The 17,124-nt window shown below is 70.2% G+C and carries 15 protein-coding genes and 1 pseudogene; 6 read left to right on the top strand and 10 right to left on the bottom strand.

Annotation, left to right across the window (positions count from 1 at the left end; translation table 11 throughout):
• A pseudogene (locus tag MJ777_RS18165) lies at window positions 1–1,030 on the bottom strand (tetratricopeptide repeat protein); the annotation flags it as partial.
• A 33-nt stretch (window positions 1,031–1,063) separates the two neighbouring features.
• Window positions 1,064–1,498: a hypothetical protein gene (locus MJ777_RS18160; RefSeq protein ID WP_239377258.1), complete on the bottom strand. Its 435-nt coding sequence runs from the start codon at window positions 1,496–1,498 to the stop codon at window positions 1,064–1,066.
• A 566-nt stretch (window positions 1,499–2,064) separates the two neighbouring features.
• Here MJ777_RS18160 and MJ777_RS23205 point away from each other — a divergent pair.
• Window positions 2,065–2,295, top strand: coding sequence for a type II toxin-antitoxin system HicA family toxin (locus tag MJ777_RS23205; protein WP_370652765.1), 231 nt, complete (start codon window positions 2,065–2,067; stop codon window positions 2,293–2,295).
• A complete protein-coding gene (locus MJ777_RS18155) occupies window positions 2,292–2,510 on the top strand; it encodes a type II toxin-antitoxin system HicB family antitoxin (RefSeq protein WP_239377257.1) in 219 nt (72 codons plus the stop codon). The genes MJ777_RS23205 and MJ777_RS18155 overlap by 4 nt, the downstream gene beginning before the upstream one ends.
• 823 nt (window positions 2,511–3,333) lie before the next feature.
• On the opposite strand, the gene MJ777_RS18150 is transcribed toward MJ777_RS18155, so the two are convergent.
• The 4 genes from MJ777_RS18150 to MJ777_RS18135 form a co-directional block, all read right to left on the bottom strand.
• Window positions 3,334–3,609, bottom strand: coding sequence for an SCO4848 family membrane protein (locus tag MJ777_RS18150; RefSeq protein ID WP_239377256.1), 276 nt, complete (start codon window positions 3,607–3,609; stop codon window positions 3,334–3,336).
• Between the two features lie 212 nt (window positions 3,610–3,821).
• Entirely contained in the window at window positions 3,822–5,420 is a 1,599-nt protein-coding gene (locus tag MJ777_RS18145) for an alkaline phosphatase family protein (RefSeq protein ID WP_239377255.1), read from the bottom strand.
• Between the two features lie 125 nt (window positions 5,421–5,545).
• Window positions 5,546–5,821, bottom strand: a complete 276-nt coding sequence (locus MJ777_RS18140) for a WhiB family transcriptional regulator (RefSeq protein WP_305039285.1) — start codon at window positions 5,819–5,821, stop codon at window positions 5,546–5,548.
• A gap of 616 nt (window positions 5,822–6,437) precedes the next feature.
• Window positions 6,438–8,639 (bottom strand): ATP-dependent DNA helicase UvrD2, encoded by a 2,202-nt coding sequence (locus tag MJ777_RS18135; RefSeq protein ID WP_239377254.1) that lies wholly within the window; start codon window positions 8,637–8,639, stop codon window positions 6,438–6,440.
• A gap of 95 nt (window positions 8,640–8,734) precedes the next feature.
• Between MJ777_RS18135 and MJ777_RS18130 the strand changes: the two genes are divergently transcribed.
• Window positions 8,735–8,974: a mycoredoxin gene (locus MJ777_RS18130; protein WP_239311241.1), complete on the top strand. Its 240-nt coding sequence runs from the start codon at window positions 8,735–8,737 to the stop codon at window positions 8,972–8,974.
• A gap of 137 nt (window positions 8,975–9,111) precedes the next feature.
• On the top strand, window positions 9,112–10,143 hold the full coding sequence (locus MJ777_RS18125) for an ANTAR domain-containing protein (protein WP_239377253.1): 1,032 nt from the start codon (window positions 9,112–9,114) through the stop codon (window positions 10,141–10,143).
• A gap of 48 nt (window positions 10,144–10,191) precedes the next feature.
• Here the strand turns inward: MJ777_RS18125 and MJ777_RS18120 are convergent, their stop codons facing one another.
• From MJ777_RS18120 to MJ777_RS18110, 3 genes are all read right to left on the bottom strand, one after another.
• On the bottom strand, window positions 10,192–11,544 hold the full coding sequence (locus MJ777_RS18120; RefSeq protein WP_239377252.1) for a pitrilysin family protein: 1,353 nt from the start codon (window positions 11,542–11,544) through the stop codon (window positions 10,192–10,194).
• Window positions 11,541–12,842: a pitrilysin family protein gene (locus MJ777_RS18115; RefSeq protein WP_239311250.1), complete on the bottom strand. Its 1,302-nt coding sequence runs from the start codon at window positions 12,840–12,842 to the stop codon at window positions 11,541–11,543. Before MJ777_RS18115 ends, MJ777_RS18120 begins: the two co-directional genes overlap by 4 nt.
• A 174-nt stretch (window positions 12,843–13,016) precedes the next feature.
• The gene (locus MJ777_RS18110) at window positions 13,017–13,268 is read right to left on the bottom strand and encodes a GlsB/YeaQ/YmgE family stress response membrane protein (protein ID WP_239311244.1); all 252 of its coding nucleotides are present in this window, start codon (window positions 13,266–13,268) and stop codon (window positions 13,017–13,019) included.
• A gap of 121 nt (window positions 13,269–13,389) precedes the next feature.
• On the opposite strand from MJ777_RS18110, the gene MJ777_RS18105 reads away from it, so the two are divergent.
• Window positions 13,390–14,649: a helix-turn-helix domain-containing protein gene (locus MJ777_RS18105; protein WP_239377251.1), complete on the top strand. Its 1,260-nt coding sequence runs from the start codon at window positions 13,390–13,392 to the stop codon at window positions 14,647–14,649.
• Between the two features lie 55 nt (window positions 14,650–14,704).
• Here MJ777_RS18105 and MJ777_RS18100 read toward each other — a convergent pair whose 3' ends face one another.
• Window positions 14,705–15,889 (bottom strand): hypothetical protein, encoded by a 1,185-nt coding sequence (locus MJ777_RS18100; RefSeq protein ID WP_239345809.1) that lies wholly within the window; start codon window positions 15,887–15,889, stop codon window positions 14,705–14,707.
• 268 nt (window positions 15,890–16,157) lie between these two features.
• Between MJ777_RS18100 and MJ777_RS18095 the strand changes: the two genes are divergently transcribed.
• Entirely contained in the window at window positions 16,158–17,024 is an 867-nt protein-coding gene (locus MJ777_RS18095) for a response regulator transcription factor (RefSeq protein WP_370652764.1), read from the top strand.
• Window positions 17,025–17,124 lie beyond the last annotated feature (100 nt).

Below are 17,124 nucleotides of genomic sequence, written 5' to 3'. Positions count from 1 at the left end.
GAGCATGATCGGCCAGTATCTGGCCGGCGGTGTCCTCGGTGACGGCCATCCCGACCCGCTGGAGCACACCGGCCGCCAGCTCGTAGGGCAGCGGCCGGGTCAGCGTGGCGGTGAACACCGCCTGTCCCATCACCCGCGGGCTGGTCACCATCGGCTGCATCACCTTGTCGTGCAGCCGCCGCCAATGATCCCACTCCCGGTCCAACAGATACCCCGACAGTGCGGCCGGATCAGCCGGGGCCGCCCGCCCGGCCCGGGCCGCGTCCACCCCGACCAACGCCGCCATGTGCACCGTCAGCACCAAGGCGAACGCGTCATCGTCGTCCAACCCGGCCGGCGGGCCGACCGGGGCGCCTGCCACGCCGAGCAGTTCGGCGAACCGGGCCGCCGCCGCGGTGAACAACGCGGCCCGGGTCGTCCCTCCCGTCGCGACCGGACCGAGCCACTGCACGGTAGCCGTGACATCCTGCTCACCGAGCCGGTACGCCAACGACCGCCACCAGCCCGCCGCCGGCCGAGCCAGCAACACCACCCGGACCGGCACCCCGGCCGGTAGCCGCCGGTCCGCCAGCAGCGCGAACACCTCCGGTAGCGGCCACCGCTCGGCGTAGTCGACGACGATAAGCACGCCACACCCAGCCGGTAGGGGGGCCTCGCCCGCCGTCAGGCTCGGCTCCTGGCGGGCCGCCCACACCCCCCACCCCGCCGCGGCGGACTCGGCGGCGAACTGCGCCGCCAGCCGGGTCTTGCCCTGCCCGCCCGGACCGTGCACCAGCCGTACCGCCAGCCCCGGCCCGCCGTCACGCCAGCCCGCCAGGTCGGCGAGTTCACCCGTACGGCCAGCGAAGGGCACCAGCCGGTACCGGGCCGACAGCAACCGGCTCGGCGCCTCCCACCCCGACTCCGGCGGCACCGGCACCTCGATCGGGAACGGCACCAGCTGATATCCCGGCTGCGAGCCGGAGAAATACTGATTCTCCGCCACATAAAGATCACGGTTGGCGGTGTTGTACTGGTCACCGGACACCATCAACCACCGTCCGCGACCCGCCGTCACCGTGCCTCAGGCATCCGGCCGGTGGCCACCCGCCCCGTAGAACACCTGCGAGCCGTGCCCCACCACATAATTATCTCGGCCCGCAATGTTGTTCTGCACCCACGACTGGTCCACCGCCGGCAACGCGGCCCGGGTCTGGTCCGCCCACGCCCGGAACTCCTCCCGGGCGTCGGGGAACTCCGCGAGGAGATCGGTGAGCCGTACCTGCCACACCGGCGCAACCTGACCGCGCAGCCGTTCCCGCTCACCCGGCGGGGCCTCCGCGAGCGTCGCCGCGTCCTCGTCCAGCCAGCCCTCGGCCAGCTCTTGCCGGCGCCGCCCCGCCCGCCCGAACAGACCCACCACCCCGTCACGCGCCGACTGCCAGGCATCGGTGGCCACCGCGGCCACGAGCGCGGCACTGCCGGACGCCGCCAACGGTGTGATCCACTCCGCAACCATCGCAGGCCCCCTCCAACACCGGTTGCTACCCGCCGCCACAGATCTACCACGTAACGACCCAAACGGAAACTCGCCCCCCACCATGTCGACGATCCGACACCCGCAGACCAGCGGACGACCCGCACCGCCCCGGCAAGCAGAGGTCGCGGCATGCCATTCCCGTGCCAGTAGCACCGGTCAGCATGTGGCCCGGTCGGCCAGGGCGGGTACCGAACCGCCGCGGACCTGGGCGGGGGCGCTCTGGTGCAGGTCAGCGGCAGCCGTGGCACATGTTTCCCAAGCTTGTGGCGTGGACTGCACCGGCACTTGCTCCGATCCGTCCGGGTGTACCCATCCCTGTACCCGAGCCGGCGGACATCGGCGGACAGGCACGGACACTAGCGGACGCGCACCGCAGGTCAGCGGACGTCCACGTACATGGGCGGACGGTCTGCCTTGCTCTTGTAATCGAACGGTTAGGGGTTCGAATCCCCTCGCCTGCTCTGCGGAGCAGGCCCCTGGCCGGGGTTTCTCTCGACTGAAGGCATTTGGGTTGAGTTGAGGTCGGTCCGGTAGCGTCGGCTGCCGTGAAGGTCTCGGAGATCCTAAAGGTGATCAAAGCCGATGGATGGGTACTTAGTCGTACCCGTGGAAGCCACCGTCAATTCACACATCCAAGGAGACGGGGAGTCGTCACAGTTGCCGGAAAGCCCAGCGACGACCTTCACCCCAAGACGCGAGAGAGCATCCTGAGGCAAGCTGGACTGAGGAACGGCGGGTCAGCCGCCGATGACGCTTCGAGGGAGGAAGGATCATGAGTAGCTATTTGATCGTGATCGAGGGTGACGGCTCGACTAACTACAGTTCGTATGCCCCAGATCTACCAGGCGTAGCCGCCACTGGCGACACTCCCGAAGAATGCGAAGCCGAGATGCGCGACGCCATTGCCTTTCACATCGAGGGCCTACGCCTCTCAGGTGAACTCGTACCGCCACCAACTAGCCGTGGCGTGACGGTCGAAGTTGCTGCTTAATTACGTGGCACCGCACGGGCCTTGCAGAATCGCCGGGCTTTGCTGGTCATCCATGACGAGTAATTGACGAAGCGGTTCGAGCCGAGCCAGGGAGAGCATGAATTCGACGCCACCGATGGCAGCCACGATGGCAGCCCAGCCCGTTGACGACCACGGACGCCGGCGTATGTCCGCGGACGAGGCCAGACCCGTGACCTGTACCGACGGACGTCAGCGGACATAGGCGGACGAAGCACACGGCAGCTCATAATCCGCCGATTCGTCGTGCGTGCTCGTCCGCAACCCCGGCCCGCCACCTGACAGTAACGCTGATGGCAATGGCAGCGGACGACCACGGACCGCACATGAAAGGCGGACGTTTCGCGGGTGGTGATCCCGACCTTCGGCCGGGAGGCTCGCCGCCAGGCAAGTGGCCGGGTTCCACGACCGCGTCAAGGGCGCGCTACGCGCGGTCCTCCGGACTGGCCTTCGGCCACCCTTGACCCGGCCGCTCCACCCGGACGAAAGCAGCAGTTACGGCAGGGGCGAGGCCCCTGCACCCCGGGATGGGCTGCCCCGCTTCGCACCGCCGCGCGCATTCCAGCCCAGGCCCTGTCCGAGAACGGCAACCGGACGGGTCGCCGGACCCGCGGAACCGTTCCGCGCCTGTTCCGTGAGCCCTTGTCGAGCGCCGGATTCGGTGGGACCCAGTGAGACTCACGACCAGGATCCGTCCCGGGCGTCAGCGCAGGTCAGCGGTGGTCTTCCCAAGTCACCGATATAACGATCAAAGTCGGTTCCGGACCACCACGAGCATTTCAAGACCGCCGCCGTCTCCGCTATGTCAACGACCTGAATTGATCAGCCGTTTGGACGGGGCGGCGTCACCGTTGCCGCGCTGGCGGGCCGCGCGAATGCCACGGATGCCGAGCCAGCCGACCACCGAGCCGATCGCCAGCGAGACGACGGTCAGAACCAGGTGGACAGTGAAGAAGCCGGTCGGACCGTCGCCCCAGGAACGATCATCCTTCCACACGTTCCGAAGGAAATTCGGCCAGATCGCCCATGTCCAGACGCCAACCGCGATCAAGAACCAGGACGCACGCTTCGAGAGAGTCACCCGTCCAGCTTCGCACCCCCGGCGGCGGACGAGCCGCCCTAACACCGTCACACTACGCGAAGACAGACACGCCCAGCGAGACCACTACCTAGGTCATAAATGAATGTTCTACAACGTCGGCCAGATCATCCAGGACCAGACACCCACCGCGACCAGGAACCAGGAAGCCTTCTTCGACAGCGTCACCCCACCACCTTCGCACCCGTCGCGGCCTACTGGTGATCATTTGTCGTCTCCCGCGCGGGCCCTGGGGCGGCGCTGGGAGCGTCGAGGTAGATGAAGCCGTAGGCCTCGTCACGAAAGGGGATCCCAGCGGCCCGCAGGGCATCGTCCCAGTCGCCGGTGCACGCGGGGTCCGCGCCTTCGCTGCCGTGGTCGGCGGTCAGCAGGATGGCGGTGTCGTCGGTGAGCCCGCGCGCGTCGAGCAGGTCGAGGAAGGCCCCCAGACGCCGGTCGGCGTCAATCATCGACGCGCGGGCCTGCGGCGAGTAGGGCCCGCCGCCGTGGTGCCCGGTATCGGTCAGCGTCGTGTTCCACCACATGAACGCGGGCGGCTGCGCATCCCCGCCCCACAGCTGCTCAACCTGCGTGAGACCGAGCGCGTCCACCTGGGTCGACCAGGCGTAGTCCGGGTCGGCCTCGACCCACCGCGCGGTCGCGTACGGGTCGTCCTGTGCCGAGGGCAGATGCTCACCCAGGCCGCTGGCGCCATCGCCGCCGTTCATCGAGCGGACCAGCGCGAAAGTCGAATAGGTCGCGCCCCGGTCGACCGGCTCGTTCACACACGCCGTCGACACGCCCGGACGTGCCGCCGCGATCGCCTCGAAAATCGTCCATACGCCGTCCCGGAGCTGGTCGCACGCCACATGCCAGGTGGACGAGTCGTTGGCGATGATCCGGCGCCCGGTCTCGCGGTCGAAGTAGACGTTGTTCAGGATGCCGTGCCGTCCCGGGCCCACCGCGGTCAGCGCCGAGGTGTGGTTCGTGAGCGTGACGCTCGGGAACTCGGCGATGGCACCACCGGCCAGGGCACACCCCCGCGCCAGCAGGCGCGCAACGGCCGGCAGCTCACCCGTGCCGGCCATGTTCAGCAGATCATTACAGTTCGCGCCATCCCAGAGCAGCCCGACGACATGGCGGGCGCCCGGCTCACAGAGGTCCGCGAGCGGCCGGCCGTCGATCTCTGCCCCTTGCGGGCCCGTCATGGACGCCCCGGCCAGCAACGCCAGGGTCGGCGCGATGTCAACGGTGCGGGCGAAGCGGTCGAGCATGCCCCGCCCACGGACCCCGGCCCCGGACAGCAGCAGCGGTGCCCGGGACTGGCCCGCGTCCAGCGACCCGTGCTCACCCAGGTGGCCGCCGCGTTCCGGCCAGTGGTGCGCGGCGCTGTGGACGACCACGATGTCCGGTGACCGGTGCGGATCGGCGAAGGCCGAGGCGAGCCGTACGCCGGCAAGCGGGTAGGAGTTGCGGCTGTTCGGCGGTGACGGATCATCCAGCGCCGCAGCCATGGGAACACCGTGCATCGGGTCCTGCACGGCCACCGGATCGTGCCCGCGCAGGACCTGCCAGGGGCCGGTCGGGTCGGCGAGGGCAACCCTGGAAGCGCCGCCAGCGTTGGCGACGGTAAGCCAGCCGTCACGGACCCACGCGACGACATCCACGATGCCGGCGAGATCCGGGTGGGTCAGGACTGCGACCGCGGCGGACAGGCTGTCACCGTCAGCCCTGACGTGGACCTGATTGCCCGTGGTCAGGGCTGTGTCGTGAGCACCGGTCTGGACCGGGAACGTGCGCTGGCTGCTGGGCACGATCAAACACTACCGGCACGCCATGGCCCGCCAGGAGACATTCCGATCAACGCCCCCTGATATTTCAGAAAGGCGCTTGGCGGCCGCCGCCGGCAGGCCCTGGATGAACGTCCGGCGGCGACCGCTTAGGCGGCGACAGTCTTGCGAGGCCGGCCGCGGGGCCGCTTGCGGGGGACGACTGTGCCTGTTACCACAAGCTCACCGCCCCACACGCCCCAGGGCTCGCACCGGTCGAGAGCGGCGGCCAGGCAGGCAGGCCGCAGGGGACACCCCTGGCAGACCGCCTTCGCCGCCTCGACATCCCGCGGGGACTCAGCGAAGAACAGGTCCGGATCCACGTCCCAGCACGGCAAAGCCAGCCGGTCCCGCTCGATCCGAGAAACGATCAATGGGTCAAACACCGGCGTCATCTCCGATATTCATTCAGGAATCGGTTACGGAAGGTTCGGTCAAGCTCAACTCGTCAGACCGTGAGACGACAAAGGCCGCGGTCCCATCCGGGATCCGCGGCCTCGAAGTCGGCGCTCTGCGGCTTGTCAAGCCAGCGGCAAACCTCGAAGCGGACCCGAAAGATGGAGCGTGGCTATCGCCCATGCCTGGATGGGGTTCACAAAGGACGATGCGCGACGGACGGCGGCACGCGGCCTGAACCGATTCGGCGGGCGGACGAACGCGTCGATGGCCCCAGTGCTGCTCACAGGGACCACCTCCTTACGTTGACGTCAGCGACGGACAGGCACTTCCAGTGCTCGCTGAATACGGTAGAAGGCTGCCTCCACCGAGGCAACCTATTTTTTGGAGCGTCGGCAACAGGAAAATAGATCAAGAACCCGGGCTGGGGTGCGTGCATCGCGAGGTAACGCGGGGAGCCACCGGAGGCATCGGGTGGCGACCGACGAGCCGGGGTACCCGTGCGGCGCGCGGCGATGGATGGGAAACGATGAGGCGAGGTGCGTGCCCCAGCCCCGCTCCTTGATCCATACCCCTGTTGCCGGGCGCTCTAAAGAGCAAGGCTGATCACCCGGATGACGGCGACGGGACGGACGCGGGCAGCGCCCGCCCGTCGACAAGAGCCAGCACGTCCTCGCCGTAACGGTCGAGCTTGGCCTGGCCGATGCCGGGAATACCGGCGAGCTGCGCGACATCGGCGGGCCGGCGCTCGGCGATCGCCATCAGGGTCGCGTCGGTGAGCACCACGAATGCCGGCGCGCCCTGCTCCTTCGCCCGAGCTGACCGCCAGGCGCGCAGCCGCTCGAACAGCGCCTGGTCGACGTCGGCGGGGCAGTCCTCGCATCTGCCCACCCTGGCCGCCGGACCCGCCAACGGGCGTCCGCACACCCGGCAGCGGACCGCGGAGCGATTCCGTGACCGCTGCCCGCCGGTGCCGCGCTCGCCCGCGTCCCCCGTGCCCGCCCGAGCCGACGCGCCCGGCGCCGCGGCCGGGCGCGGCATGAGCCCGTCAAGGAAATGCGAGGGCTTGCGGGATCTGCGGCCGCCCTCGTTACGGGCCAGCGCCCACGACAGGGTCAGGTGTTCCCGCGCCCGGGTGATACCGACGTAGAGCAGCCGACGCTCCTCCTCGATCTGCGCGGGGGTCTTGGCATGGATGATCGGCAACGTCCCCTCGACGAGACCGACGAGAAAGACCGCGTCCCACTCAAGGCCCTTTGCCGCGTGCAGGGAGGCGAGCGTCACCCCCTCCACTGTGGGGATGTGCTGGTGCGCGGCACGGTCAGCGAGATCTGCCACGAACCGCTCGAGAGATGCCTCGGGATCAGCCGCCACCATGTCATCGGCCAGGCGGGCGAGCGCGGCCAGGTTCTCCCATCGCTCCCGCTCGGCGCCCGAGCCATGCGGCGGGTCGTCCGAGCGCCATCCCACCGCGGCGAAGACGTCACTGACCTGGGCGACCAGGCCGTCCGGCTGGTCACCTTCGGCCGAGCGCAGCGCCGCCCGCAACAGTCGCACCGCCTCGATGACCTCAGGCCGGTCGAAGAAGCGCTCGCCGCCCCGGACCAGATAGGGGATGCCGGCGGCGGCGATCGCGCTCTCGTAGGCCTCGGACTGGGCGTTGACCCGGTACAGCACAGCCATCTCGCTGGCCGGCACACCCGCGGCCAGGAGCGCGCGGATACGGCCGGCGATGGCGGCGGCCTCCTCGGGTTCGCTGTCGTGCTCGCTGAAGACCGGTACCGGGCCGTCCGGACGCTGTGCGAGGAGTTTCAGCGGCTCGGATGGGGCCGGCTGCCCGGCCGCGCCGGCACGCGCGATCAGCCCGTTGGCCAGCGCGACGACCTGCGGGGTGGAGCGGTAGTCACGCACGAGACGGACCACGTGCGCGGCTGGGAAGCGGCGGGGGAACTCCAGCAGGTGGCGCGGGGACGCCCCGGTGAACGAGTAGATCGTCTGATTCGCGTCCCCGACCACGCAGAGGCTGTCCCGCTCGCCGAGCCAGGCATCGAGCAGGCGCTGCTGCAGCGGGTTGACGTCCTGGTACTCGTCCACCACGAAGTGCCGGTACCGGGACCGCAGCTCGTCCGCGACCCAGCGATGCTCCTCGATCACCGCTGCCGCCAGCAGCAGCAGGTCGTCGAAGTCGCGCACGCCCGCGTCCCGCTTGACCGCCTCATACGCGGCGTACAGGTCGGCGATCACCTCCGCGGGATGCGTGGTCTCGCGCGCCGCGGCAGCCGCGGCGGCTGGGTAGTCCGCGGGGGTGAGCAGAGTCGCCTTGGCCCACTCGATCTCACCGGTGAGGTCCCGGAGCTCCGTCCGGCTCGGGGTGAGGCGCAGCCGGCTGGCGGCCCGCGCGACCAGCGCGATCTTGCTCTCCACGAGCCTGGGCAGCGCCGCTCCTGCCACCTTCGGCCAGAAGTACCCGAGCTGCCGCAACGCGGCCGCGTGGAAAGTTCTCGCCTGCACTCCGGCGGCACCGAGCGCCCGCAGCCGCCCCCGCAGCTCGCCCGCGGCACGCGTGGTGAAGGTCACAGCAAGGATCTGACCGGCTGGGAGTGCCCCCGTAGCGACCAGGAAGCCGATCCGATGGGTGATCGTCCGGGTCTTGCCCGTGCCCGCGCCAGCCAGGACGCAGACCGGGCCGATCGGGGCGAGCACGGCGGACCGCTGCTCCGGATCAAGCGTCTCGACCAACGCCTGAGCCTCACCCGCCACCGGCCGGGCGGGATCGTCATCCCTCGGTGGGACCCTCGAACCGGCCATAGAGGGGACCGTAGCCGTTCCCACCGACGGGAAGCGACACGGCCGCGCCGTGGTTATGAAGATTTGTTCCGCCATCGCGGCAGAAAGGGCTGTTCGTGCTAACGATCTACACGACATCGTGGTGCGGCTACTGCGTCCGCCTCAAGCGCCAGCTCGACGCGGCCGGGCTGGCGTACGTGACAGTCGACATCGAGGAGAACCCGGAAGCCGAGCGGATCGTCCGGACCGCGAACAACGGGAACGCAACGGTACCCACCGTTGTCTTCGCCGACGGCACCGCGTTGACGAACCCGAGCTTGCGCCAGGTTACCGAGAAGGTCGCTTCTGCCGCATAAAGGATACACAGAGCAACAGCTACCTTGATTTCCACGCTCACCGAACGCCCGTGGCACCAGATTGGAGGACGGTGTCCGTCACTGCCCGTGAAGTTTGTGGCAGAGTTCGGGCTGTGTCGTCAGTACCTTCAGCACGTATGTGGAGCGCGGTCGATGCCGCGCTGCAGGCCGCGGGTGCCGTCCACCGGATGGAAGCGACGGCCTTCGTGGCCCTGTCGGCCTCGACCGCGACCTACCGGCGGACGACGGGCGCTCTGCCCGGCCTCGCCGATGGCTTCACCCTGCCCCGGGGTGAAGCCATCGGCGCGCGGGTACTCGACGGCGCGCCCGTGGCTCTGAGCGAGGTGACCAGTGATCCGGCGGTCGCCGGCACGGACGAGCCGGCGCGGCTCGGGGTGCGCAGCTACGTCGCCGTCGCGGTCCTGGGTGGCGATGGCCGGTTACACGGCCTGCTGATCGGGCTGGATCGAGCGCAGGTCGCCCTCGCGCCATCCATGATCGTAATGCTGCGCGGCATTGCCGGTGCTCTCGGCACCGTCATGGACGATGCCGAGAGCACCGAGCCGGCCGAAGCCGGCGGGCGAACCGAGAACGGCCCGCCCGCACCGTCACCAGCGGAATCCGGCACAGCGGCGCGGCTGAGCCAGCCCGCCCGGCGGCGGCCGTCCCCAGGCGCGCCGGACAACGGGCCGTCCGCCGGCCGCCCCGAGGCCGAGATGCGCCTGCGTAGGTCGCCGGCCGGGTGGATCGTGGAAGGTCCGGGCGGTGACGTGCGGCCGGTCGGCGACCTGCTGTCCGCGATGGTCCTCGCCGATCTGCTTGCCGAGGACCTCGCGCCGCCTGGTCGGCCCCGGCGTCCCGATCATGATCTGACCGAGATCGAACGGCTGCGGCTGTCGGTCGTCCAGCTCGAGCATGCGCTGGCCTCACGGGTCATCGTCGAGCAGGCGATCGGAGTGCTTGCCGAACGTCACCGCATCCGTCCGAGGGAGGCGTTCGAACGGCTCCGCCGGACCGCCCGCGGCATGGGGCGGCGCGTGCACGAGCTGGCCCGGCAGGTGGTCGAGTCGGTCGCCGACCCGCGGGCGGTCCTGCCCGGAGAACTGGCCGGCCGGGGCGGTGCCAGCCCTCGACCGACACCGCCCCGGCCGAATCCGTCCCGCCGCTGACCGAGTGAGACCCGGTCAGCGGCAACGGCCAGCGGTCAGCGACAACAGTCAGCGGTCAGCGGTCACGAGCTCGGTGAGGCCGCTGACCGCGGCGGAAATCTTCTCCGCGTCCCCGACCAGCACGGTCACCAGCTTTGCCGGCGCCAGCACCCGTGCCGAGACCGCCAGCACGTCCTCGGGCGTCACACCCTCGAGCGCCACGGGATGGTCACGCAGGTACTCGACGCCGATACCGGCGCCAGCCAACGCCGACAGCGTCGAGGCAAGCCCTACGGCGGTGGCCGTGGACAGCGCCAGCGTGCCGACGGCGTACTGGCGGGCCGCGTCCAGCTCATCAGCGGCCACGGGCAGCACAGCCATCCGCCCCAGCTCATAGAAGATCTCAAGCAGCGCCGGCGCGGTCACGTCCGTTGCCACGTCCGCGGTCACCGTGAAACGGGCTCCCGCAACCGGATAGTCGACCGAACTGCGTGGCGAGTAGGTGTAGCCCTTGTCCTCACGGATGTTGGACACCAGGCGTGAGCTGAAGTAGCCGCCGAAAACGGTGCTCGCGAGCCGCTGTGCGGCGTACGCGGGGTCGTGGCGGTCCACGGCCGGCCCGCCGATGCGGATGTTCGTCTGCACGGCACCGGGCCGATCAATAATCATGACGGGGCCGTGGACCAGCGCCGGCAACGGTGGCGTGGGATCGGCCCGCGTGCCGGCCCACCCGCCGAACGCCGCCTCGACCTGGTCGAGCGCGGCCCGCGGATCGACATCCCCGACAAGGGTCAGGATCGCACCCGTCGGTGACACGCGCTCGGCATGCAGGGCACGCACCTCGGCCTCGGTCACCGTGGCGACCACGTCCGGCGCGGGCGTGTCGCTGCCGTAGGGATGGTCGCCGTACAACCGGCGCAGCAGGCCCTCCCTGGCGATCACCGCGGGCTGGCTGCGGGCGATCGTGACCTCCTCGACGACCCGCTCCCGTTCACCGGAGAACTCGCTCGACGGGTAGACCGCCCCGGTGAGCACCTCGGCGATCAGATCGAGCAGGGGAACGAGATTGGTCGCGAGCGCGGAGCCGACGACGGCGAGCCGGTCCGCGTCCACCCCGGTCGAGAGCGCTCCGCCCAGCGCCTGGACGGCCGTGGCGAGCTCGACCCGGTCCCGCGACTGGGTACCGGTGAACAGGGTTTCGGCGAGCAGCTCGGCGCAGGCCTGATGCACGGCGCCACGACCGGTGAACGGAATGCGCAGCCGCACCTCCACCAGTGGCACACTGGCCCGCCGGACCACCAGTACCCGCAGCCCGCCTGGCAGCATCCGCTCGGCCACCGCGGGAAGATCGGCCGCAACGGTCGGCGCCACCGGCGGGATAAGAACGGTCCCGGTGCCGCCGCGCAGATCAACCTGGCTCATGACGCCGCTCCGGCGCGCAGCTCCAGCACCGACCGGCCCTGAGCGCGCAACGCCGCCGCCGCCGCCCGCACCCCGTCCGAGGTCACCGCGCCGACCAGACCGGGCAGTTCGTTGATCAGTTCGGGACGGCCGCGGTGCAGCTCGAAGGCGGCCATGCCCAGCGCCCGGCCGAGCGCGTCGTCAGCCTCACGTAGCAAGCCTGAGACGATCCGGGCCTGCACGCGGGCGAGCTCGCCCGGTTCCAGGCCGTCAGCGGTGATGCGGTCGAGTTCCTCGTCCACCGCGGTGAGGATCGCCGCGCTGGACGACTCAGCCGGATGGCGCGCCTCGAAGGTGAGCAACAGCGGGTCCCGCTGGTCGAACGGGTCCCCGAAGGTGCCGAGGTAGGTACTGACACTGATCACTGATCGGTCCTTCTGCACGAGCCGCCGCTCCAGACGGCTTGCGTCACCGGCGGACAGGACATGGGTGAGCACGTCATAGGCCAGGAAGGCCGGTAGGTCCGCCGTGGGGTCGGGCACCCGGTAGCCGACGGCAAGCGCGGGCCGGGGGGCCAGCGGGTCGGTCAGGACAGCGCGCCGGTCCTCCGTACGCACCGGCTCGGCAAAACTCGGCCGGACCGGCACCGGACGGGGCGGGATCCCCGCGAAGTAACGATCGATCATCCTGAGCGCGTTCTCGGTGTCGAAGTCACCGACGACGGTGAGCACGGCGTTGCCAGGCGCGTAATACTTGTCGAAAAAGTCCTCGGCATCGTCCAGACTCGCCGCCTGGAGCTCATGGAAGTCGCCGTAGCCGTTGTGCGTGTTCGGGAAGGTGTCGAACGCGACAGGTGGGAGCGTGATCCATGGAAAGCCGCCGTAGGGGCGGTTCATGACATTCACCCGGATCTCCTCCTGGACAACCGCGATCTGGTTGTCCAGGTTCTCCCGAGTGATCCGCGGAGCGCGCATCCGATCGGCTTCCAGGAACAGCGCGCGTTCCAGCGCCCCGGACGGCAACAACTCGTAGTAGTCGGTGTGATCCGGGTGTGTGGAGCCGTTGAACATGCCCCCGGCTGCCTGCACGTACTTCGGATGTTCGGCCTTCCCGACATTCTCGCTGCCCTGGAACATCAGATGCTCGAACAGGTGCGCGAAACCGGTACGGCCTTCGGGTTCGGAGCGGAAACCGACGTCGTAGTGGACAGCCACCGCGACGACCGGTGCCGTGTGATCCGGGGCCAGTACGACGCGCAGGCCGTTGGCGAGCGAGGTCTTCTCAACCGGATAGGAGGGCGCCGGCAGCGAAACGGCGATCGTGTTCGTCTCGGTACGAGGGGGCACGGTTGGCAACGCTACTGCTCCCGCGCCGTTGATGGTTCTGGTCCTGGATGATCCGCGCCACAAGGCCACAACCGCTGGGATCTGTTGCTTGCGAAGAATCCCGTCAGGGCTGGACCGGGGCTCCCATCGGCGGGCATGACCCGTCGATCAGCGCATGTTGCGGCTTCCCGCCGCCACCATGACCAGAACCGCGGCCACGGCGACCTGGAGAGCGAGGGTGAGAAGCCAGCTGGCGTCAATCCCCCTGGCCACGATCAGGCCGATCGCGGCGCCGACAAGCCCGACCAGAATGGTCATCAGGCAGCCGATAGCCTGCCGGCCCGGCACGACCAGACGCGCGAGAACGCCGATGATGACGCCGGTGACCACAGCGCTGAACAAACCGGTCGGCACGTCCACGATGCCTGATTATCCACTACGGCCGGCCGGAGGCAATGCCGGCCCGAAGCGCGGCCGGCCTTCCTCGCGACGGTCGATGAGACACCCTGGCAGCGTGACCACCCGGAGTAGAGTGCGCCCGATGCAAACTGTTCCAGGAGGACAGTTTCCTTCTGATCTAGCCGATATCCTGCGACTCGAGCTCGTAACCCTGAGCGATGACCTGATCGCGGCTATCGCGCGCGAGGTACCGGCGTACGCACGTCCGCTGGAAGGCTCCTTCGGCCGCGGTGTCCACCAGGGTGTTGAGGAGGCCCTGATGCGCTTCCTCACCGTGGTCGGCACGCACTCGTGCGGCCCGCCGGACCTGGCCACCAGCCGCGAGGTCTACGTCCGGCTGGGACGCGGCGAGTTCCGCGCCGGCCGCTCCCTGGACACGCTGCTCGGTGCCTACCGGGTCGGCGCCCGGGTCGCCTGGCGCCGGCTCGCGAACGCGGCACGACACGGCGGGCTGGACGCTGACGGGCTCGTGTCGCTGGCCGAGACGATGTTCGCCTACGTCGACGGGATCTCCGGTGCCACCGCCGAGGGCTACGCGCTGGCACAGTCCCAGGCGGCGAGCGAACGCGGCCGGCTGTGGGACCGGCTCGGCGAGTTGCTGCTGTCGGGCGGTAGCCCGGTGACGATCGAACACACCGCTCGTGCCGCCTCCTACCGGCTGCCCGACATCCTCGCCGCGGTCATCGTGCCGGGGCCAGCGAACGCGGACACGAACGCGGACACGAACGCGGACACGAGCGCGGACGGCCAGGAGGAGCGGGTGAACCACCGCGTCGGATGCCTGGCCCTGCCGCCCGACGCCCCCCGCGCCATCAAGGGTGATGACATCTGGATGTTCATCGGCGACCCGGCCGGCCCCGGCCGCCGGAGATGGCTTGAACGCGCGCTGGCGGGTCTCGGCGCCATCGTCGGCCCAGCCGTCCCGTGGCCCGAGGCGTCCGCGAGCGCGGCCAGAGCGGCCTTCGCCCGAGGCGTCCGTGACCGCGGCGCGCTGCCTGGAGCGCCGGACGGCCCCGGCGAGCCGTTGTTCACCGACGACCACCTGGCCCAGCTGCTGCTCGCCCAGGACCCGGCGCTGCTTGCCGACCTCACCAGCCGGCGGCTCGCCCCGCTGGACGGGCTGCCCGCCAAAGTCCGTGCGCGCCTGGCGGAGACCCTGTTGCTATGGCTGCGGCTGCGGGGGCAACGTGGCCGGATCGCGGCCGAGCTCCAGGTCCACCCGCAGACGATCCGTTACCGGTTGAACCAGCTGCGTGCCCTGTTCGGCGACGGCCTGGACGACCCGGACGTCCGCTTCGAGCTCGAGCTCGTCCTGCGCGCCAGCCCGTGCCGGTCACCGTGACGCCCTGGGCGCGGCGGGTCATGCCCACGGGTATGCCAGCCGGCGCCCAGGCTGGTCAGTCGCTGGCGGGAGTGGGCTTGGGACCGCTGCTGCGCATGTTGACGAAACGGCCGAGCAGATCGAACCAGAACGGCGCACCCAGCGAGAGCGCGAGCGCGGTGAGCAGCCACCCGAAGATCTTCAACGCCCAGCCACCCGTGTCATCGGGAATCCGCCGGGGATCCGAACGGTCGGCACCGGCCCCGCTCCACCCCAGCGGGAGGCGCAGCGCCGCCGCGTCCCGGACGGCGTTCACGGCCCGGTTCGCGGCATCCTCGGCGTTGGCGGCGGGTGCGGTGGCCGCCGTGGCCGACACCAGCTGGGTGGACGCGGCCTCCACCGCGGCGGTCCGCAGCGACCGGTTCTCCCACAGCGCGTTGGTGAGAGCGACCGCGTCCAGGTTCAGCACCAGGGTGAGCAGCAACGCGTAGACGAACAGAAACCGCGTGACGCGCCTCTTGTACCAGCCCGACAGCCTGTCCATCGTGTCGTCGTACCATTCGGCGAGCTCGGCGATGATCCGATCGCGGTCGTGGCCCGCGCGGGTGACGATGCCGATCAGCGCTGATCGGAGCGGGGCGTCCGCGGGCAGCTTGGCCACCTCGTCCAGCAGCGGCCCGACCGGTTCCGCGGCGGCGAGCCCGACGATCGACACGGCGATCCGGCGGCTTTCCTCGGTGGCCGCCGGGGAGGCGGCAAGCGCCTCGGACAGCGCGGCCGCGCTGACATCGGTCAGCGACCGGTGCGCCTCGCGCAGGGCCGGGAGCGCCGCGTCGGGAATCGTGAGGCGGTCCATCCGAGCGAGCAGCACCCGCGCGGGCGGTTCCAGCATGTCGAGCACGCCGCGCGCGAATGCCACCGACGGGATGTACGACGGCAGCCGCATCCGGCGGGCCCGCCGCCAGGCGCTGGCCGAGACCGGCGCGGTCCCTATGTCCGGCGCCTCTCCCGCATGCCTGCCCGAGCGCAGTCCCCGCAGCGGGCCGTCGAGGAGCTGGGCCGTCCGGCTGATGTCGACGGCGGCGGCCGTGCTGTCGACCGGCCGGTCGCCGAAGAGACGACGCAGCTCGGCCTCAAGCTGACGGCCGCGGTAGCACACCAGGCCGAACACGGTCTCGTTCAGGCGCGAGACCGCCACGCTGCCGATGGCGAACACCAGGATGAGCCCGATCGGGACATCCACGATGGCGGAATCCGGCATGCCTTACCCCCGTTGCCAAACCGTCACGACCCACCCGGCCGGCGGACGCCGCTCGCCGGATCACGCGATCAGGACCCCGGCCGCACCCCGCGGGGCCACGCCCCTTATACCCGTTCCGGCGCTGAGAAGACTACTGTGCCCGCCTCTGACACGTCCCGGATCGATACGCCCCGGATCGATAGGCCTCGGTCCGGCCCCGCCGGGTAAACACAGGAAATTCACAGGAATTACACGGCTGGCGCACGGATAGCACGGTCACTGTGTTTGCATGACTGCCATGGCGTTGCTCCCCGGCGGGCCGGCGTCCCCCAGCGGACCGGCCGACGACACGCACGAGCCGGCGCACGAGCCGGCGCACGGGCCGGCGCACCAGGCGGCGCACCAGCCGGTGCGCCAGAACACGCGCCAGCTGCTCCCGGCGCTGCGCCGGGCGGACGGCACCGCGCTGCGGGTGCTCGTCGTCGACGACGAGCCCGCGCTGTCCGAACTGCTGGGGATGGCGCTGCGCTACGAGGGCTGGGAAGTCCGGATGGCCGCGGACGGGCTCGGCGCGGTACGCACGGCCCGGGAGTTCCGCCCGGACGCGGTGCTGCTCGACGTCATGCTGCCCGACATCGACGGTCTGGAGGTGCTGCGACGGCTGCGCGCGGAGGCATCCGACGTCCCGGTGCTGTTCCTGACCGCCCGGGACGCGGTGGAGGACCGCATCGCCGGGATCACCGCCGGTGGCGACGACTACGTGACCAAGCCGTTCAGCCTGGAGGAGGTCGTCGCCCGGCTGCGGGGCCTGATCCGCCGGGCCGGCGTCGCGGCCACGCGCACCTCCCCCGAGCTGACGGTCGGCGACCTGACCCTGGACGAGGACAGCCACGAGGTCCGGCGCGGGGACGACCTGATCGAGCTCACGGCCACCGAGTTCGAGCTCATGCGCTTCCTGATGCGCAACCCGCGCCGGGTGCTCAGCAAGAGCCAGATCCTCGACCGGGTCTGGAACTACGACTTCGGCGGCCAGGCCAACGTCGTCGAGCTCTACATCTCCTATCTCCGGAAGAAGATCGACGCCGGCCGCACGCCGATGATCCACACTGTGCGGGGCGCGGGCTACGTCCTGAAGCCTGGCGAGCATCGGCCATGAGCGGCGGCTGTGGGTAACAGGGCATGGCGCCTCGGGTGGTCACTGCGGGCCCGCCTGGTCACGGGCCTGGTCGGGCTGCTCGCGGCGGTGTGCCTGGTGG

This window comes from Protofrankia sp. Cj5 (assembly GCF_917627405.1).
In the GTDB taxonomy this organism is placed as follows: Bacteria; Actinomycetota; Actinomycetes; order Frankiales; family Frankiaceae; genus Protofrankia.
This window is presented reverse-complemented; position numbering and strand designations above follow the sequence as displayed.